General features: G+C 37.5%; 12 protein-coding genes. 6 read left to right on the plus strand and 6 right to left on the minus strand.

Translation table 11 applies throughout. The features are described 5' to 3' along the window. Window positions 1–5 precede the first annotated feature (5 nt). The 3 genes from GN157_RS11935 to GN157_RS11945 all read right to left on the minus strand — a co-directional run bounded on the left by GN157_RS11935 (window position 6) and on the right by GN157_RS11945 (window position 6,090). On the minus strand, window positions 6–1,325 hold the full coding sequence (locus GN157_RS11935) for an efflux RND transporter periplasmic adaptor subunit (RefSeq protein WP_157483619.1): 1,320 nt from the start codon (window positions 1,323–1,325) through the stop codon (window positions 6–8). Window positions 1,326–1,331: 6 nt separating this feature from the next. After that, a complete protein-coding gene (locus GN157_RS11940; RefSeq protein WP_157483620.1) occupies window positions 1,332–5,672 on the minus strand; it encodes a CusA/CzcA family heavy metal efflux RND transporter in 4,341 nt (1,446 codons plus the stop codon). Window positions 5,673–5,763: 91 nt separating this feature from the next. Continuing rightward, entirely contained in the window at window positions 5,764–6,090 is a 327-nt protein-coding gene (locus tag GN157_RS11945; protein WP_157483621.1) for a DUF6660 family protein, read from the minus strand. Between the two features lie 131 nt (window positions 6,091–6,221). Here GN157_RS11945 and GN157_RS11950 point away from each other — a divergent pair, with 131 nt between their 5' ends. Beyond that, window positions 6,222–8,291 (plus strand): T9SS type A sorting domain-containing protein, encoded by a 2,070-nt coding sequence (locus tag GN157_RS11950; RefSeq protein WP_157483622.1) that lies wholly within the window; start codon window positions 6,222–6,224, stop codon window positions 8,289–8,291. Window positions 8,292–8,369: 78 nt separating this feature from the next. Here GN157_RS11950 and metE read toward each other — a convergent pair whose 3' ends face one another. Beyond that, window positions 8,370–10,679 carry a 5-methyltetrahydropteroyltriglutamate--homocysteine S-methyltransferase gene (gene metE, locus GN157_RS11955; RefSeq protein ID WP_157483623.1) on the minus strand — a complete coding sequence of 770 codons (2,310 nt, stop codon included), beginning with the start codon at window positions 10,677–10,679 and terminating at the stop codon, window positions 8,370–8,372. 166 nt (window positions 10,680–10,845) lie between these two features. On the opposite strand from metE, the gene GN157_RS11960 reads away from it, so the two are divergent. Beyond that, the gene (locus GN157_RS11960) at window positions 10,846–11,316 is read left to right on the plus strand and encodes an Lrp/AsnC family transcriptional regulator (RefSeq protein WP_157483624.1); all 471 of its coding nucleotides are present in this window, start codon (window positions 10,846–10,848) and stop codon (window positions 11,314–11,316) included. Window positions 11,317–11,338: 22 nt separating this feature from the next. On the opposite strand, the gene GN157_RS11965 is transcribed toward GN157_RS11960, so the two are convergent. After that, window positions 11,339–12,103, minus strand: a complete 765-nt coding sequence (locus GN157_RS11965; RefSeq protein ID WP_157483625.1) for an alpha/beta fold hydrolase — start codon at window positions 12,101–12,103, stop codon at window positions 11,339–11,341. A 57-nt stretch (window positions 12,104–12,160) separates the two neighbouring features. Next, entirely contained in the window at window positions 12,161–13,249 is a 1,089-nt protein-coding gene (locus GN157_RS11970; RefSeq protein ID WP_197429443.1) for a formylglycine-generating enzyme family protein, read from the minus strand. 263 nt (window positions 13,250–13,512) lie between these two features. Between GN157_RS11970 and GN157_RS11975 the strand changes: the two genes are divergently transcribed. The 4 genes from GN157_RS11975 (at window position 13,513) to GN157_RS11990 (ending at window position 20,079) form a co-directional block, all read left to right on the plus strand. After that, entirely contained in the window at window positions 13,513–14,118 is a 606-nt protein-coding gene (locus tag GN157_RS11975; protein ID WP_157483626.1) for a hypothetical protein, read from the plus strand. Window positions 14,119–14,753: 635 nt separating this feature from the next. Beyond that, a complete protein-coding gene (locus GN157_RS11980) occupies window positions 14,754–15,524 on the plus strand; it encodes a sensor histidine kinase (protein WP_157483627.1) in 771 nt (256 codons plus the stop codon). Continuing rightward, on the plus strand, window positions 15,517–16,188 hold the full coding sequence (locus tag GN157_RS11985; protein WP_157483628.1) for a response regulator transcription factor: 672 nt from the start codon (window positions 15,517–15,519) through the stop codon (window positions 16,186–16,188). The genes GN157_RS11980 and GN157_RS11985 overlap by 8 nt, the downstream gene beginning before the upstream one ends. A 117-nt stretch (window positions 16,189–16,305) precedes the next feature. After that, a complete protein-coding gene (locus tag GN157_RS11990) occupies window positions 16,306–20,079 on the plus strand; it encodes an FAD-dependent oxidoreductase (RefSeq protein WP_157483629.1) in 3,774 nt (1,257 codons plus the stop codon). Window positions 20,080–20,129: the final 50 nt, after the last annotated feature.

Raw genomic sequence — 20,129 nt, forward strand, 5'->3', positions numbered from 1 at the left:
TGTTATTAGTGATGATGGCCACCACCACCTTCACTCTTAATAAGGTGGCTTTGAATATAATAAGCTCCTTTAAGTACTATTTTAGCATGGTCGCCTATTTTTTGAAGCACTGTAACCTGTGTATACCCCAACTGAGATGTACCGGTTTTCACCTCTATACGCTGAAAATGGTACATTTCCCCCTCTTCATCATGGTCATGACCATCATCGTGAGAATGCCTTTCGGCAGCATCATGGTTATGGGTATCTTCATCGTCATGATGGTGTCCGTAATCATGTGAGTGACCTTCTTTTTCATCATGATGATGTTCCTCTTCTAAAACAAAAATGTATTCCCTTCCGTCTGCCTTTATAATAGCATCATTAGGTAGTGCCTGTACAGCCCTTTCTCCAACATCTATAAGTGCATTTACATACATACCCGCAATCAGCTTCTCCTCTTTATTCATAATATCAGCATGAACTGCAACCGACTTGGTATCATTTTCAAATGATTTACCTATGTTGAATATCTTACCTGTAATCTCGGTGTTACTCTGATTGGTTAGTACGAAACGTACATTTTGTCCGGGTTTAACTTTATACAGGTCTTTTTCATAAACCAAAAGATCCACGTGCAGTTGAGAATTATCTACAATTGTAAGCAGTGGTTTACCAACCTCAGCATTAGCCCCAAGTGTAATATTGATTTCGGTAACGTGACCCGAAATTGGTGCTGTAATTGCCATAATAGAGTTTACAGAACTTTTGCTTAGGTTAAGCATACTAAGCTGTTTATCAAGTGAATTGAATTTTGCTTTTTCGATTTCATAGTCCGACTTGGTACGCTGAAATACTTTTTTAGAGTTTACATTCTCCTCGCTTAATATCTTTTGTCTTTCATATTCCAACTCAAGGAACTGCAAATTGTTTTTTGCCGTAAGATAAGCCTCCTGTAAACGGGCAAATTCCGGACTCTCCAACACCGCCAGTACCTGACCTTTTTTAACCTCCTCGCCTTCTATTACCTTGATTGCGGTAACAATCCCGGTCATATGTACCGATACATCGGCCTGGTTTTGTGGCGGAAGCTTTGTATATCCATTAGCATTTATTACTTCGCTAAGATTTTTCATGGAATAGGTTCCTAACTCAATGTCGGCTGCCTTAAACTGAGCCTCGTTAAGTTCTACCTCCTTAACTCCTGCTGCTTCCTCTTCATGGTTGTGTGCCTCTTCTGTCTGAACCTCGTTACTGTGCTCGTCATTTGTTTTCTTACCACAGCCTGTAAACAAAAAAGCGGCAGTAAGAGTATAAAGGGCTATATTAAATTGTATCTTTTTCATCTTATGTTACTGATTTAATAGGTATTGCAGGTTAATCACTGCATTGTTGTGGTTGTTAATAGCATTAATGTAGTTTATCCTGATGTTAAGGGCCGTTTCCAGTCCCTGTACATATTCTACATAAGAAATATCTCCGTTAAGGTATGCCTTAGATGAATTATTGGAAATCACCTCTGCATTAGGCAACGCCGTAGTAATGTAATAATTTACAAGCGACTGGAATGTTTCCAACTGATCCATTTGCTGGGTATATTGACTGCTTATTTGTTCCTGCAGGTAATCGGCCTGCATTTGTTGCATTTCGGCATTGGTTTTTGCCGCTTTTATCTTAGAGATATTATTACCCGCAAAAATAGGAATACCCACACCTACAGAGAATCCCTGAAACCTCAGGGCTCCGTCATAATTAACCTCTGTACCGTTTACATCCTGCACACCTCTCATAGACTGTATAAAATAACCCGCTGTAAAATCAGGCCACAATACTGAACTCTCCACACGTTTATTAGCCTTGGCAATTTCTACCTGTTGCAATGCCAGTTTGATATTAGCATTATCCTTTATACGTGCCGAATCGGTCACTTTAAAAGCCGCCAAAGCTGTGAAGGTGGTATCGGCTATCGTAAAGTCTTCTTTAAGGTTTAGCAGTACCTTTAGCTTTGATTTCTCTACTTTAAACATTGCCTCATATTGCAGTATTTGTTGCTCCAGTTCCTGTTGCTTGGCCAGTGCGGTAGTACTTTCCAGCGAACCGGTTTCACCTACCCTGAATTTTAAATCAGATGCTTTTACAAAACGCTGCATGTATTTATTATGCTCCTGTAATACCTTATTCAGTTCGTTATAATACAACAGGGCATTCCACGACTGGCGTATATTATATATAACCTGTTGTTTTGTTACACCAAGCCTCATTTCTCCGGCTGTGGCATTTTCGTTTAGCAGTTTACGCTTGGCACCATACTGAAACGGACTAAACGTTTGGGATACGCTAAAATACTTGTCTTTTTCGTTGGTATTTACCTGCCCGAATGTACCTGTAATTTCAGTTTTAGGTAAGTCGTAAGCCGTACCTCTTAGCTGTACCTGCATTTCGCTATCCAGTACCGAAGCCTGTATTCCCTTATTGCTTTCCAGTCCTATTGCAATAGCCTTATTCAGGTCCATTGGTTGGGTTTGTGCATTAGCCCCTGTAATTGAAAGCAATAAGACCAAAACCATTATAGCCGTACCTTTATATTTTGATGAAAAACCTTTTTCAAAGTAATAATACAATATTGGCAGTACGATAAGGGTAAGTAAAGTAGCGGTTATAAGTCCGCCAATAACTACGGTTGCTAATGGTTTTTGTACCTCGGCTCCTGCACCCGTACTTAAAGCCATAGGAAGGAATCCCATTGAAGCTACCGAAGCCGTAAGTATTACAGGGCGTAACCTTACTTTAGTACCTTCTTTAATTCGTTCATAAATATCATTCATACCCTGTTCTTTTAACTGGTTAAAGTAAGCTATCAATACAATTCCGTTTAGTACCGCAACACCAAATAGCGCGATAAACCCAACACCTGCCGATATACTGAAAGGCATATCACGAAGCCAAAGGGCAAACACTCCTCCAATAGCCGAAAGCGGTATGGCTGTGAATATTAACACCGACTGTTTAACCGACCTAAAAGTGAAATACAGTAAAATAAATATTAAGCCCAATGCTATTGGTACAGCTACCATAAGACGTTTGTTAGCCTCAACAAGGTTTTCAAACTGTCCGCCATAAGTAACATAATACCCTGCCGGAAGTTTTAGGTTAGCTTCCACTTTCTCCTGAATTCGGTTTACTACAGATTCCACATCGGCACCACGAACATTAAATCCAACCACAATACGTCTCCTGCCGTCTTCACGGCTTATCTGCATTGGCCCTTCCTCATATTTAATTTCGGCTACCTGACCTAAAGGTATTTGGTTTCCTGATGGTAACGGAATATACAATGATTTGATATTGTCTATATCCTGCCTGCTCTCTTCTGAAAGGCGAACCACAAGATCAAAACGTTTCTCTCCCTCATATACCCTACCTGCAGCTTCTCCTGCAAATCCCATACGGATAGCTCTGTTTAAATCGCCTATGTTTAGTCCGTATAGCGCAAGTCTGTCTTTGTTGTACCTTACTGTTATTTGAGGTAGTCCTGCAACTCTTTCGGCTCTGGCATCGGTAACACCTTCAACACCCTGTATAAGTTGCATTACATCTTCTCCTTTGCTTACAAGCATATCGATATCCTCACCAAATATCTTAATGGCAACATCGCTTCTAACCCCTGTCATTAGTTCGTTCATACGCATTTGAACTGGTTGGGAAAACTCGGTAATGGCTCCCGGTATATTTTCAAGAACCTCTTCCATTTTTTCCATCAGTTCCTCTTTGGTATCTGCCGATGTCCATTCGTCCCTGTCTTTTAAAATAATCATCATATCCCCTGCTTCAATAGGCATTGGATCGGTAGGGATTTCGGCACTACCAATTTTGGTGACAATCATTTTAATTTCAGGAAAATTAGCTTTAAGGAGTTTCTCAGCTTTAGTGGTTGCCTCCACTTCCTGCGACAACGAACTACCGGAAGCTATTATAAGGTGAGTAGCTATATCGCCTTCGTCCAGCGTGGGGATAAACTCCCCTCCAAGAGAATTGAAAATAAACAGTGTAACTGCAAACAGGACAACTGCTGCACCTATTATAATTCCTTTTATTTTCAATGTCTTATCTAAAACCGGACGGTAAAAACCGTATATAGCATTTATAATTTTATCACTAAAGTTTGGAGTGTGCCCCGTTACTTTTTTAAGCACCAGTGAACTCATCATAGGCACATAGGTTAACGATAGTAAAAATGCTCCTAATATGGCAAACGACACCGTTTGTGCCATTGGCCCGAACATTTTCCCTTCGGTACCTACAAGGGCAAGTATAGGCAGGTATACAATAAGTATTATGATTTCTCCAAAAGCGGCACTACTTCTTATTTTTGAAGACGCCTCATACACCTCTGCATTCATCTCATCTGCGGTAAGCACTGCTTTTTTCCTGGCTTCGAGCCTGTGGATAATAGCCTCTACTATAATTACGGCTCCGTCTACTATAATACCAAAGTCAATAGCTCCTAAACTCATAAGGTTACCACTTACCCCGAAAATACGCATCATGGTTATGGCAAATAGTAATGACAATGGTATTACCGAAGCCACTACAAGTCCTGCACGCCAGTTACCTAAAAGTAAAACCAGTACAAAAATCACAATCAATGCCCCTTCAATAAGGTTGGTACGCACGGTGCCTATGGCATTATCTACCAGTTTTGCCCTGTCTAAAAACGGTTCGATAGCTACACCTTCAGGAAGTGATTTTTTAATCTGCTCCATCTTTTCCTTCACACGGGTAACTACTTCTCCACTGTTCTCGCCTTTAAGCATCATTACCATACCACTTACCTCTTCTCCGTTACCGTCTTTAGTAACAGCGCCATAGCGGATACTGCTTCCTATTTTAACTTCGGCAACATCTCGCACCAGTATAGGAATACCGTTTTTGTTCTTTATAACTATTTTTTTAATGTCTTCTATACCGCTAACCATACCTATACCCCTAATAAAATAGGCATAAGGTTTTTTATCAATATAGGCTCCACCCGTATTTTCGTTATTGGATTCCAGTGCGGCAAAAATTTCCGAAAGGGTAACATTCATACTCTTTAGCCTGTCGGGCTCCACAGCAATTTCATATTGCTTTAAAAAGCCTCCCAGTGTATTTACTTCGGCTACACCAGGCGTACCTGTTAACTGTGGTTTAATAATCCAGTCCTGTATGGTACGAAGCTCGGTAGCATCATATTTATCTTCATATCCTTTTTCAGGAAATACCACATATTGGTAAATTTCTCCCAGTCCCGTACTTATAGGAGCCATACTTGGAGTACCAAGGCTTTTAGGAATAACGTCCTCTGCTTCGCGTATCCTTTCGGAGATTTGGGCGCGTGCCCAGTATAAATCCACATCTTCCTCAAATACAACAGTTACAACACTTAACCCAAAACGACTTATGGAACGCAACTCTACTATATTAGGAATAGACTTTACCGAAAGTTCTATAGGATAGGTTATAAACTGCTCTACATCCTGCGTGGCTAGTGAGGGCGAAGAGGTTATTATTTGTACCTGATTATTAGTAATATCAGGCAGGGCATCGATAGAGAGGTTTTTAAGTGAAAAAACTCCTACCACTATTAATGCTAATGTAAAAAGACCAACAATAAATTTATTGTTGATGCTAAAATGAATAATCTTATCTAACATCGATTTACTTTATTACTATAATGATTATAAAACAGCCTTAAAGGTTGGGATAAGGCCATGCTGTTATAGCCGGTTCATCACCGGCACATCATTATGCTAATTGGGGCGGCTGCCAGATGGAGCCAAAAAAATCGTGTTTAAGTGACTGGTAAAAGTTGGAAATATGTTTATTACCCTGCTTAGGGATAAAAAGTGAAAATTCTGTAATCTGATGTATAATTACAGCTGCAACACAGCTCCCGCAAATACAAAAAGGAGTACAAACCTCAATACCTACATGATAATCATCGCTAGCCTGAGTAATCTCAGTGCTCTGATTATTGTATAGGCTTGCATGCTCATCACTACACGGTATGAACATCAGTATAAGAAGATATACCGACAGAACCTTTGTTACTATGTTCTTAGTGTGTTGCATTGGGGTAAAAGTAATAAATAATTTTTCCCCCGCTCAATTAATTATTCTTAAGAGTTGATTAATAAGATATTTTATATAAAAAACAAACCTTATAAATAATTTCTTACTTTAGCATCCAAACCACACTTACCATGAGAAAAAATTATTTAAAAACACTTTTATTATCTGTTTCAATGTTTACTTTAGGTATTATTCCTAAAGCCCATGCACAGGATACTTATACTGTACAGTCAATAGCACATCAAACCTACAGTGCTTCTACAATCATTGATCTTCCTATAGATGACAGGTATTCTGACATTATAACAATTCCTTTCAATTTCACCTTTTTTGGAGAAGAATACAATCAGTTTATTGTAAGTAATAACGGTTATATTGATTTTAGAACCGAACTCGCAACTACCGGCTCTTCTTACGATACATCTTATGGTATACCATCAGCAAGTTTTTCTGTTAAAAACTCTATACTGGCATGTTTTCATGATATGGATAATAGCAGTAATGAAGGTTCTATTACTTATGATATTACGGGTAATGCACCCTATAGAAAGTTTGTATTAATTTTTGATAATCACCCTCATTTTTCAACTAACTGTTTTGAAAAACGTAGTAGTTTTCAAGTCATTTTGTATGAAACATTAAACATTATCGACGTACAAATTTTACGAAAAGATCTATGTGTAAGTTGGAATGGTGGTCGTGCTAATGTAGGAATTATTAATGATACCGGATTAGATGGTTATGCAGCACCGGGTCGAAATTCATGGCAATGGCAAGTTGAAGAAGGACATGGAGAAGGCTGGCGATTTACACCACAAAACATAACAAATGTATATACATATATAAAATGTGATACTGATGCTGATGGTATAGAAACATTTGATTTTACGTTAATGGTAAACGACCTTAACCCTAACACCGTTTTTTACTCAACTCAAACAGATGCCATAAATCAAACTAACGCATTTACAGAAACCTATTACACTAACATAACTCCTTTTGAAGCAACAACTATATATGCACGATACAATGATGATATAATACCTGTGGTACTAAATATGGCAGACTGTAACGAGCAATTTGACAATGATAACGTTGCAACCATTGATGAGGATTTGAATGGTGACGGAAATTTAGCTAACGATGATACTGATAGTGACGGCATCCCTGATTTTTTAGACAGTGACGATGATAATGATATAATCCTTACTTCCTTTGAATCTGTTTTTGACGAAACTAACAATGCTTATATTGATAGCGATACAGATGGTGTACCTGATTATTTAGACAACGATGATGATGGAGATGGTGTACCTACTGCACTGGAAGATTTTAATCAAAACGGAAGCCCGTTAGACGATGATAACGACAATGATGGGATTCTTAATTATTTGGATACTGATGATGATGGTGACGGAGTACTAACAGTTGATGAAGATTTGAACCTGAATGGTAATCCTGCAGATGATGATACTGATAATGATGGGATTCCTAACCATGTTGATAACGATGACGACGGTGATAATATACTTACAGTTAATGAAGATGTAAATAATAATGATAATGTAGCAGATGATGATACTGACAACGACGGCATACCTAATTATTTAGACAATGATGATGATGGCGACAGTATACTTACTATAGATGAAGATTTGAACCTGAACGGTAATCCTGATGATGACGATACTGACAATAATGGCGTACCTAATTATCTGGATATTGATGATGATGGTGATGGTATATTTACACCCAATGAAGATTTAAACAATAACAATGATTTGACAGATGATGACACTGATGACAACGGAATCCCTAACTATCTGGACAATGATGATGATGGTGATGGTATACTCACTATAGATGAAGACATAAACCAGAACGGAGACCCTACTGATGATGACTCAAATAACAATAATATTCCTGACTATCTTGATTTCAACGAGGGGCTAAGTGTTAATGAAAATACGTTTAAAAATGATGTAAGGTTATACCCTAATCCTGCTTCAGGTATCCTTAATATAGATAATACTACCGGCAAAGAGATTGAAGATATTTCTATTTATTCCATTAACGGGGTTAAGGTACAGCAAAACCAAAACGTTAACCGCATTGATATATCTAACCTTCAAACAGGTATATATATTGTAAAAATGCTTGTAGATAATAAATCCTTTACTTATAAATTACTGAAAAACTAACGCTTTTCATAAACAACGAAAAAGCAAAAAATCCCCACAATACAATTAAGTGCTGTGGGGATTTTTATTAAAAACAATCTAAACAACTTCTATAACTTCTTTTCGCAACTGGTTTGCCGCACTTACCATATTTACCAGTGCAGCCCTTGTTTCTTCCCAATGGCGTGTTTTTAATCCGCAATCAGGGTTAACCCATAGCTGCTCTGCCGGCAATACGGTAGCTGCCTTTTCCAGCAGGCTTACCATTTCTTTTTTAGACGGTACCCTTGGTGAATGTATATCATACACTCCGGGCCCTATATCATTAGGGTAATTAAATTCGGCAAAGGCATCCAGTAATTCCATTTGTGAACGCGAACATTCTATAGTAATCACATCGGCATCCATATCGGCTATATCTTCAATAATATCATTAAATTCAGAATAGCACATATGGGTATGTATCTGGGTACTATCGGCTACTCCACAAGACGATATTTTAAATGCTTTTATTGCCCAGTTAAGGTATTCAGCCCAATTCTCCTTACGCAAAGGCAGCCCTTCACGAATTGCCGGTTCATCTATCTGGATGATTTTAATACCTTCTTTTTCCAAATCGCAAACCTCATCACGAATAGCAAGGGCTATTTGCGTACAGGTTTCATAACGTGGCTGATCGTCTCTCACAAAAGACCATTGTAGTATAGTAACCGGTCCTGTTAGCATGCCTTTTACTTTCTTTTCGGTTAATGACTGAGCGTATTTTGTCCAGCACACCGTCATGGCCTGTGGCCTGCTCACATCACCATAAATAACCGGAGGTTTTACACATCGGCTACCATAACTCTGTACCCATCCGTTTTTGGTAAATACAAAACCTGAAAGCTGTTCTCCAAAGTACTCCACCATATCGTTACGTTCAAATTCACCATGTACCAGCACATCAATACCGGTCTCCTCCTGAAAGCGGATGGTTTCTTCGGTTTCTTTTCTTAACAGTTCCTCATATTGTTTTTTGGTTAGATCTCCCCTTTTATATTTTGCTCTCCAAGAGCGCACCTCGGTAGTTTGAGGGAACGAACCAATAGTCGTCGTTGGGAATAATGGCAGGTTAAGTTCCTTTACCTGTAGTGCTTTACGAATCTCAAATGCGCTTTGCCTTTGGCTATCAGCATCTTCAATATTTAAAACCCTTTGCTTTACTTCCTGATTATGGATAAGCGTAGAATCTTTACGCCTTTTATTAATCTCAATATTATCCTCAAGCTTTTTAGCTGCCTGTGTAATATTCTCACTGTTGGCAAGTTGTTTTATAATCACAACCTCATCCAGTTTTTGTTTGGCAAAAGCCAACCATTGTTTAATTTCGGGAGTCAGTACTTCCTCGTTGGTTTCGGCATCAAGATCACACGGTACATGCAGTAACGAACAAGACGGAGCTATAAGTATCCTCTCCTTACCTATTTTCTTTACCGCTTTGTAAATGGTTTGTAATGATTGCAGGTAATTATTTTTCCAGATATTACGACCATCTATAACTCCCAATGATAAACTCAATGTTTCGGGAATAGCCAGCAGTACAGGGTCCAGTTGTTCCGGATTACGAACCAAATCCAAATGAAGCACATTTACCGGAAGTGATATCGCTAAATCTGTGTTTTTATTGAGTCCTTCAAAGTAGGTTGCCACCACTATTTTAAGTTCAGGACATGCCTCACTAAGCTGGTCGTAAGTATATTTTATAGCCTGCTTTTCCTCTTCGTTAATATCCAGTACCAGGAAGGGCTCATCCAGTTGTACCCATTCGGCACCATTAGCTACTAATTCCTTTATTATTTCGATATAAACAGGTATAAGCCTGTCTAAAAGTTCCAACCTGTTAAAGCCTTCCTCTTTCTCCTTACCTAAAAGCAAATAAGAAACAGGAGCAATAAGTACCGGTTTAGGCTGTATCCCCAACTCCTTAGCTTCAATAAACTCTTCAATTATTTTTTTAGAATAGAAACTAAACTCCTGATCTTTATAAAACTCCGGTACTATATAATGGTAGTTGGTATCAAACCATTTTGTCATTTCCATTGCGGTAATGTCCTTCCCGTCTTTTTGATACCCGCGTGCCATAGCAAAATAAATATCTAAGGAATTAGTAAGTCCTGATTCCTTATACCTGTTTGGTATTGCCCCAAGGGTTAACGATAAATCCAATACCTGATCGTAAAACGAAAAATCATTACACGGAATAATATCTATCCCGGCTTCCTGCTGTAGTTTCAGGTTTTGAATTCTTATTTGTTTACCCGCTTCCAGTAAATCATCTAAAGTTATTTTTTGTGCCCAATAATTCTCACTTGCTTTTTTCAATTCGCGGTTGCTTCCTATTCTCGGATAGCCAAGGTTGGTTATAAGCATATCTGAATACTATTTTTAAAGATTTAAATTCTTTACAAATATACTTTTACAAAATAATAAACTTAAACAAGAGTATTAATTAAGAAAATAAACCTATATAAAAGATATAAACAACTATATTTGCTGTATAAACCTTAATTTTTAACCTCAAACAGAATATAATTCTATGGAACTACTTGATGAGACCGACTTAAAGCTGCTTAAAATACTACATGAAAACTCCAGTTACACCACAAAAGAGCTTGCACAGATGGTAAACCTATCTCCGTCTCCTGTTTTTGAAAGGGTAAAAAAACTGGAGAAAAACGGTTATATCAAAAAATATATCGCCATACTGGATGCCGAAAAACTAAATCAGGGATTTGCTGTTTTTACCAATATAAAACTGAAACAGCACGATCGTAGTATAGGTCATAAATTTGTGGAGGATATAATGAATATTGAAGAAGTTATTGAATGTTATAACATATCGGGCGATTATGACTTTCTCCTAAAAGTAATTGTGAGAGACATGAAGCACTATCAGGACTTTGTATTCAATAAACTGGGATCGGTAAAAAGCATAGGCAGCACCCACAGTATGTTTGTAATGTCGGAAATAAAAAACTCCTATGGTGCAGGTGTACCGTTAAACTAATAGAGATTCTTCTTTATTGGTTTTATAGCTTATTTATAAATAGTACTGATTTTCCCAGCACTTCTTGAGGAGCTTCCTTATGAGGCGTATGCCCTATTGCAGGAATAATAAGTTTTTCCCTTCTACCCGATACCTGATTTATAATCCCTTCAAGCTGTGCCATACTTCCAAACTCATCATTCTCTCCCTGTATTACCATTACCGGGCACGTTATTTTTGACAGGAAATGCTCAATATTCCAGTCACGAAAAGTATCACTTAACCAAACAGTATTCCAGGCCATAAAAACAGCATCGGTTTTATCACCGTGGTATTTTTGTAAACGTTCCTTTAAATTGGTTGTTTTGTAAGCTACTTCAGCTTCCCTAATACCTTTAAGTGTAATATCTTCCACAAAAATATGAGCGCCTTCTACTATTACCCCTTTAATTAATTCAGGATATTTAGCTGCCGTAATCAATGAAATAGAGGCTCCGTCACTATGCCCGAAAAGTATAACCTCTTTAAGTTGCAGTAGTTTAATCAATTCATTTAGAACATCAGCTTCCTTTTCCAAATAATCATTATCCCTTTCTATAGTTATGAAAGGGGCTGACTCCCCATATCCCAACCTGTCATACACCAATATATTGCTATTTGTAAGTTCTCCTAGCTCTTCGGGGAAATCCCTCCAAAGTTTTATACATCCTAACGAGTCATGCAGAAAAATAATGGTAGGTCTGCCATCCTTTTCCTTAGTATGATAAATTTTTAATAATTGGTTGTTAATGGTTATATCGCTGTACATAAAAATAAAAAAGCCTGTAATAGTATTACAGGCATAAAAGTAATTATATTTCTTTATTTACTCAATGTCTTTCACACAACGGAAGCCCACATGCTCCTGCCCACTGTCTTCAGAGTTTGCCATACGGGCATCGGGCCTGTAACTGGAGCAGTATTGTTCACTACACAAAAACGACCCTCCTTTTATAACCCTTTTTGGAGTATAAGGCTCATTAGGATCATAACTATCTTTAGGCCCTGTAGGGTTACGGCAGCAACTATCATCTCCTTTTTTGTATGACGAATAAGTATCAGGCCTGTACCAGTCACTGGTTAATTCCCATACATTACCAATCATATCATAAAGTCCGTAAGCATTAGCAGGGAAACTTTTTACCGGAGCTAGTGTATTAAAACCATCGGCATTGGTATTATTATAAGGAAAATCCCCCTGAAAGAAATTGGCCATATATACACCTCCCGGATTAAGTTCACTACCCCATGCATAATTAGCATCTTTATTACCGGCTTGGGCTGCATATTCCCATTCGGCTTCGGTAGGCAGTCTTTTACCTGCCCATTCGGCATAAGCCACAGCATCGCTGTAAGCTATCTGCACAACAGGATAATTGTCTTTTCCTTCAATATTGGTGTTTGGTCCTTCAGGATGTTTCCAGTTTGCTCCCGGTATCCACGACCACCATAATGTATAATCATTTAGAGGAACCGGCTTAGATGGTGGTGTAAAAACCAGTGAACCCGGCACCAGTAACGAATCATGTGGTTTTGGCGTTCCCGGAGGCACCTGTTTTTTTAGATCTTCCCAGTCTATTTCCCTCTCGGCAATTGTTTTATATCCGGTAGCCTTCACAAAAGCTGCAAACTGCGCGTTGGTAACCTCGGTTTCATCAATCCAAAAACCTTTAACCTCAGTAAGTACGGCGGGACCTTCTGTTTGTCGGGAATCGGTATTGTTATTACCTAACATAAAACGACCTCCCTTTATCCATACCATTCCTTTTGGGTTTACTGTAGGTACGGCCTCAATTAAACTATCACTACTATTTGCTATAGCACTAACTTCAGATGAGTTTTCGTCCTGCTTTCCGGTATCCTTACAGGAAAGCAGGACTATACTTAAAGCCGCAATTATATATTTTATCTTCATTTATTTAGTGGTTTGGTTGGTTTATAGTAGGTGAAGTGAACATTATTTAATTGCATTTAAACAATATTCATCATCTATTTCAACTAAAGTTAAGATTATTTTTTTACTTTCATAAAAGCATAACAGTAAATTATTCCCCTACTTACTTTTTTTAAGAAAGGGATTGTTAAAAATATTTTTAATTACTTTAGTACAGGGCTTGGTTACTTTACTACAAAAAAGTAATTTTGGTCCATTGTATAACCACAACCAAAACCACATTTATGGCAACAATTAACTCGTTAGGTGATGTACAAAGATGCATCAAGAAATGGCAATCAATTTTAACTAATGAAACAGAGGTAATGAACTGTTTTAATCAAGGAAATTCTATTAATTACGTAAACAAGTACGACTTTGCACAGCTTGGCAATACCAACTTACACGTATATCCAGGTGTAGATACTGACGGAAAATTTTACATGTTTTTACTCCCTGCTGCACTTGATGTGCCAAACGTAAGCAGTATACAGTTTAGCGCTTTCACAGTATGTAAAGTAGAACCTAACCTTGGTGACTCAAATCAAATCCCAACACAGGAAGCTATTTTAAGAATAGATACCTGGAAAAAAGATTATGGTGCCTGGACAAAAAATCAAATTCAAAAAAAATCGGTTACAGGAGGTATATTTGAGGCTTTCCATATGCCTGCATCATACATGATTCAGAGTGACAAATATATTACTTACTTAGGCTTACAAACAGATGCAAGTGCAGCTACCGGCTTAACTGCCGATCTTATTACTACAGATATAAAGTATGCTAACGTATACTATGATACTGTAATGCCGGTACCGCCTTTTGATAAAATCAATTTCAACCTATTATAGAACATATAGGCTTTTATGACTTTTTACGAACTCTTAAAACTATTTACATATATAAGTCCTTTTCTTATAGGTACTACAATAGTTATAGGGATATGTTATTTTAAGTTCATAAAAAGAGAATATCAATTACTCCTACTATATTTAAGTATTTGTCTTATTTCAGATATTATAAGCCGTATAATAGGAGTAATTTATAATAATAATCTAATAATTATTGTTATTTTTAGTTTCTTTGAACTATTGTTTTTCTCAATATACTATCAGCTTGCCTTTTTTAAACGGAAAATTTGGGTCTACACACTAATAGCAACTGTAGCTCTTATATATATTGCATGGGAAATAGTAGATCTTTGGAATGTACCGCCAAGTGAGTTTCAATCGTATTCCAGAGTAATTAGTGCATTTTTTATAATAGCAATAGCAATTAATTACCTTTTTGAAAAAATTGAGGAAAAACAAAAACAAAGCAGTTTAATCAAATTAAATTATGCTTTTATTATTTTTTACTCACTACACCTTATATTTTTTCTCCCAATTAACTTTTTAATTAATGTTCCTTCATCAATAAAATATTATTTCTGGAGTGCTAACTTATTGTTAACACTAACATTTTATGTATATTTAGGCAGAGAGATATGGAGAAATGGCTTGACCCAAAAACGATTGCACTCTGGATTATAATTGTTCTTGCAGTTATATCCCTTTTGGCAATTTCATTTATCAGACTTGTAAGAATTAATTTTAGACGTATGGTAGAACAACGCCTGAAAGAATCACGCATGCAGTTAGAACACCAAAAACAATTACTTGAAACCAGTGTGGTTGCACAGGAACAAGAAAGAACACGCATCGCTGCAGATTTGCATGATTCACTTATAGGTAAGCTAACCGTACTACGCCTAAAGAACCAAACCCAGTGTGATATTCAGGATATAGACCACTTACTGGGAGAAAGTATTGCTGAGGCAAGAAGAATATCGCACGATTTGAGTCCGCCAATGTTAGATCATGCCACACTGTATGAGCTTTTAAAAAACACCGTTGCTCCCTGGAAAGAACAGTTTAAGGTTCATTTCCACAAAAGCATTAATCAGGAAACAGAAGTTCCCGTTGATTTAAAAATACAGATAATACGTATTGTACAGGAAATAATAATCAATACTCATAAGCACGCCGAAGCCTCTGATATATTTATTAATTTGAGGATTTCAAAAAAACATCTTGCAGTATCTGTAAGAGACAACGGTAAAGGCTTTGATATTAATAAAGGTAAAAAAGGTATCGGCCTTAAAAATATTGAATTAAGAATGCTTTACCTGAAAGGAAAATATAAAATCAAATCGGGAAATAAGGGGACAACAACCATTATTGCTCTAAACCTTACAAACTTTATATCCAATGAGTAAAAAACTGATTGCCATTACCGACGATGATAACCTTATCACCACACTCCTTAAAGATTATTTAGACAGTATAGAAAACTATAAAGTACTCCTTACAGCATCTAACGGTCTGGACCTGATTGAAAAACTTAACGCGTCGGACATACTTCCTGACATCCTGCTTCTTGATCTTAAAATGAAAGAAATGGATGGTGTGGAAACTACCGAATATCTTAAAAACAATTTCCCTACCATAAAAATCATTATAATATCATCTCATTACCAAAGTTCATTTTTAGGGTTTATGTTTAAAACAGGAGCATCTGCATTTGTACCTAAAGGTATTTCTCCTGTGGTATTAAAACAGGTAATAGATAAGGTATATGACTCTGGCGTTTACTTCATGGAAGACCAGATTGAAAGCGTTAGGGAACAAATATCTTCAAAAGCACCTAAGCCTGAACTTAGTGATGATACTGATCTTTCTGAACGTGAAATGGAAGTACTAAAACTTATTTGCCTGCAAAAAACTGCAAAAGAAATAGGTGAAACACTTTTTATTACCACAAGAACAGTTGAAGGGCACCGAAACAACCTGTTTACCAAAACAGGTGCAAAAAACATTGCCGGACTGGTAATATTTGCCATAAAACATAATGTTATAGACGTAAATAACCTTGTTTTATAAACACAGGTAAAAATACGTGTTTTGTTAAAACAGGTAAAATCATCCTAACTTAACAAGTATATGTAAAGTACTTTGGTAGCTGAAAATAAGCAGCTTAACCAACTAAATATTTTACATATGCATCCTTTTCTTAAAGTATTGAGAACTACCGATGAGCAAAGCCAAAACGGCATTGTTAACGGTGAAATTAAGGAGCTCATTCCAACTGCAATGGTAGACACCCCAGCGATGGACTACCAAAAATGGCTTGAGGCTTCAAACAACAGGCTTGCCGATTTATCTAAAGCTCCAAAAGATGCTAAAATAGCAATCATAGGTGCAGGTATGAGCGGACTTGTTACAGGTTTTGAACTGCTAAGGGCAGGTTTCACCAATTTTAAAATTTATGAAGCTACAGACAGAGTGGGCGGACGCTTTTACTCTTATGAGTTTCCTAATGATGAAACCAACTTTGCCGAACTGGGAGCCATGAGGTTTCCTCCTTCAGAAAACTGTTTGTATTGGTATATTAAATACATGCAGGATAACCCTGAAAGAAACAAACACAACATTGAACTTAACGGCGATTTTCCGGATCCGGGACTGGTACCTACTCTTGTTTGCTACAAAGGGGAACAGTACAACATAATGCCAAACCAGCCCGTACCCGAAATTTTTAGGGACATAAACGAAAGCTGGGCAGGTTTTGTTACAACCCTGGAGCCTATTTTACTACCTAATGGTGTACAACTGGATGCTCCTGCAAGAATCATGGAGTGGCTTGATATTTCTAACCCTCAAACTTATAACCCGGCAAAGGCACAAAATGCATGGCAGGGTTATGTAAACTACTTTAAAGACAAGTCGTTTATTGAAGGAATTATTGAAATTTTCTGTCAGCCAAATGCTCCAAAAAAATACAATGCAATTACAAAACAATGGGGTGATCGTTACCAGTGGCAATATCCTGATGATATTGAAAAATTTGGAACGGTTGGTACAGGTATTGGCGGGCAGTCTCCTCTATTCCCTATCAGCTTTGTATGCATGATGCGTTTTACCCTTAATAAACTGGAAGAAAACCATGCGCTTATTGTTACCGGAACCGATTCGGTTGCAAATGCACTGGCCGATTTTGATATTAACGGTAAAAAAGTAAGAGACTTTATTGTTACTAATACTCCTGTAAAAGTTATAAACCCGGAAAATAACGGCGGTAATGTAAGCCTTACTGATAATAAAGGTAATGTAATTGAAAGTGATATAAACCATCTGGTGATTTGTACTACTACACGTGCTGCCGAAATAGAACTTGGTATTGACTCATTATGGCAGGCTAATCAAAAAGTTGTAGCTAATAACCTTATAGATATGAACAAGCGCGAAGCTGTAACAAATGTTCATGTAGCACAGTCCAGTAAATTCTTCTTAAAGGTAAAACCATGGTGGATAGGCGATGCTAATAAAGATAAGGTAAGATGTATCACTACTGATACCGCTATGGCAAACTTCTATACTCTTGATTACAACCCTAACGACACTGAGGCTGTTTGTCTTATGAACTACGTTTGGGAAGATCTTTCTGAAAAAGCAGAAGCATTGGGTGAACTGGATGAAAGATACCAACGCTTTTTAAGAGACTTAGGTAAAATTGAAGGTATAGATTATATACTGGATGCCATGCCTAAAAATGTAGACGAAACAAATGCCGTAATGATAGACTGGCAACTGCAAAAATACTACAATGGTGCTTTTGCCTTAACCCAGCCTACTCAGGAAGATTATTTAAGTCAGCTATACTACAACTTCACCAACCTTAACAACAATGTGGCAAAAATTTACTTTGCCGGCGACAGTTACTCATGGGTTGGCGGATGGGTAGAAGGTGCTCTTCAAACAGGTCTTAACGCATTTTCATCTATCGTGAAAAATTTAAACGGAACTTTTACAAGCCCTACCCTATCACCTCTTGAACATCATAATCCAAAATCTATTGTTTACAATAACCCGAGTTCAATAGGTGCTGTTATGTCTTTTGGTCCTTATGGCGGAGCTTCAGTAAAAACCATTTACTATCAGGAGCAAATCCGGTCGGGTTCATCATTTGCCATATATACAAGGGGTGGCGACTGTATAAGTGCTATTACAGTAAACGGTAAAACATATGGTTCTCCTGATTCTAATCCAATAGTGATTAACCTTAGCGAACCAATAGACCAGTTTGAAATTTATGCCGGCTATTCTAACTATTACAGGGCTACTGTAGTAAGATGCTTTAAAATTAACGGAACAACTTATGGCGCTGTACCTCATACAGATGATATGAAATACAGTTTGCCTTTAGATAACCCTTCTAAAATCACTCAAATTATGGGATTACACGGCGACGCAATCGACAGGATAGGCTTCTCTTTTGAAGAGATTGTACATCCGCAATTATCTGCAAAACGCTCTTTGCAAAATGTAGCTTCGGCTCTTAAAAAAACGGCACTATCAGTATTGATAGCCGGCAGTATGGTATTATCAATGTCTTCATGTAAAGAAAAACACGAAGAAGATAACAAACCTGAAGCCGAAAATGTTGAAAACGGTATTATTATACCACAGGAATTTCCTAATGATTTAGGAATAGCAAACTTTAGCTTCCCTGAAGATTCAACTAAAATTTACACTTGGTTAAACAATCAGGATACCAATAGTATTACAGAACACGCATGGGGTATTTGGGCCGGACTTACTAAAAAATCAAACCAAATATACCAAGGAGACTCTCTATGTGTATTTGAAACCTGGATGGGTGTTAAAGAACTTGCCGCTATGTGTAAAATTCCTTTAACAAAAGGTAAAGAGGCGCAACAGGTTAAAAAAGGGCGTACTGCTCTTAGCGTACCTAGGCAGTTTATACACGCACAGGTATTTGCTAAACAGGCTGAAATAGACAGCAGTTTCCAAATTTTTGAAACCGTTTCTTATAACCCTGGTGCGGCAAAATATGCTTTAGATCATAAAATATTCAATCAGTCTGAATTAAATAAATATGAAGTAAAAGATGGTATAGGAAGAATACCTCAATTCCCAAATAACGGTATCACTCTAAAACCAACTTACTATACAGGTATCCCTGATGAGAACGGACTTATACGTGTACCTACATGGCCGGGAACTCCAAACCCTGCAAAAACCTTTGGTCCTGAAAAATGGAATACATATGTATATGCCGATGTAACTAACAGCCAACCGGCTAATAAAAAACTGGTTCCTGTTACTACAGAAAACCCTAGTGCCGATGAAATCAAAGCTGCTACCTGTAATGTTAGCGACTTTATAAACTACAAGCTTGATGAAGCTGCTGCTGTATATCTTAATAAAACTGAAGATATAGACGGTAATTCAAACTTTAAAGCAGGTGATCTTATTTTACTAGTAGCTATGCACGTAGGCACGAAAGAAATAAGCAACTGGACATGGCAAACATTCTACTGGAGTTACCAGCCAGACAGCCCGGCTTCACCAAGCTCAACAGCCGAAGCTAACTTACGCCCTTCACAAATAAAAGGTGCTGCTGCACACTATGCTGTTGCCACCGCCTATGCAATGGTATGGCCTAACCAGCCTATAAACGGAGGTACAAATACAAATGTTACTCCTATTATAGCCTTTAATCCATACCTGGAAGCAGGCTTTGCTCCTAATACTTTTCAAAACAGTAACTCAACTTCCCCTAATAAACTTGGTTTAGAGTATGGAGTTCAAACAAACTGTATGAGCTGCCATGCACTGGCAACAGTTAAGGGAGATGTAGGATATACTGCAGATCAATACATTAGTATGGATGATATGAGTCTTTATAAAAATGAAGTTCAGGTAGATTTTGCATGGTCAATTCAGGGCAATATCAATACCAAGAATTAAAAATAGCTGCATTTCGCAGATAAATATGTACAACACGTAGAATTACCTGT

Origin of the sequence: Flavobacterium rakeshii (genome assembly GCF_009741375.1) — a bacterium.
GTDB lineage: Bacteria > Bacteroidota > Bacteroidia > Flavobacteriales > Flavobacteriaceae > Flavobacterium > Flavobacterium rakeshii.

Bases quoted from the DNA above. Each gene is read 5' to 3' on its own strand.
- GN157_RS11985 (WP_157483628.1), top strand. From the start codon at position 15,517: ATGAGTAAAAAACTGATTGCCATTACCGACGATGATAACCTTATCACC.
- GN157_RS11940 (WP_157483620.1), bottom strand. From the start codon at position 5,672: ATGTTAGATAAGATTATTCATTTTAGCATCAACAATAAATTTATTGTT.
- GN157_RS11990 (WP_157483629.1), top strand. From the start codon at position 16,306: ATGCATCCTTTTCTTAAAGTATTGAGAACTACCGATGAGCAAAGCCAA.
- GN157_RS11950 (WP_157483622.1), top strand. From the start codon at position 6,222: ATGAGAAAAAATTATTTAAAAACACTTTTATTATCTGTTTCAATGTTT.
- GN157_RS11965 (WP_157483625.1), bottom strand. From the start codon at position 12,103: ATGTACAGCGATATAACCATTAACAACCAATTATTAAAAATTTATCAT.
- GN157_RS11935 (WP_157483619.1), bottom strand. From the start codon at position 1,325: ATGAAAAAGATACAATTTAATATAGCCCTTTATACTCTTACTGCCGCT.
- GN157_RS11980 (WP_157483627.1), top strand. From the start codon at position 14,754: ATGGAGAAATGGCTTGACCCAAAAACGATTGCACTCTGGATTATAATT.
- GN157_RS11945 (WP_157483621.1), bottom strand. From the start codon at position 6,090: ATGCAACACACTAAGAACATAGTAACAAAGGTTCTGTCGGTATATCTT.
- GN157_RS11970 (WP_197429443.1), bottom strand. From the start codon at position 13,249: ATGAAGATAAAATATATAATTGCGGCTTTAAGTATAGTCCTGCTTTCC.
- metE (WP_157483623.1), bottom strand. From the start codon at position 10,679: ATGCTTATAACCAACCTTGGCTATCCGAGAATAGGAAGCAACCGCGAA.
- GN157_RS11975 (WP_157483626.1), top strand. From the start codon at position 13,513: ATGGCAACAATTAACTCGTTAGGTGATGTACAAAGATGCATCAAGAAA.
- GN157_RS11960 (WP_157483624.1), top strand. From the start codon at position 10,846: ATGGAACTACTTGATGAGACCGACTTAAAGCTGCTTAAAATACTACAT.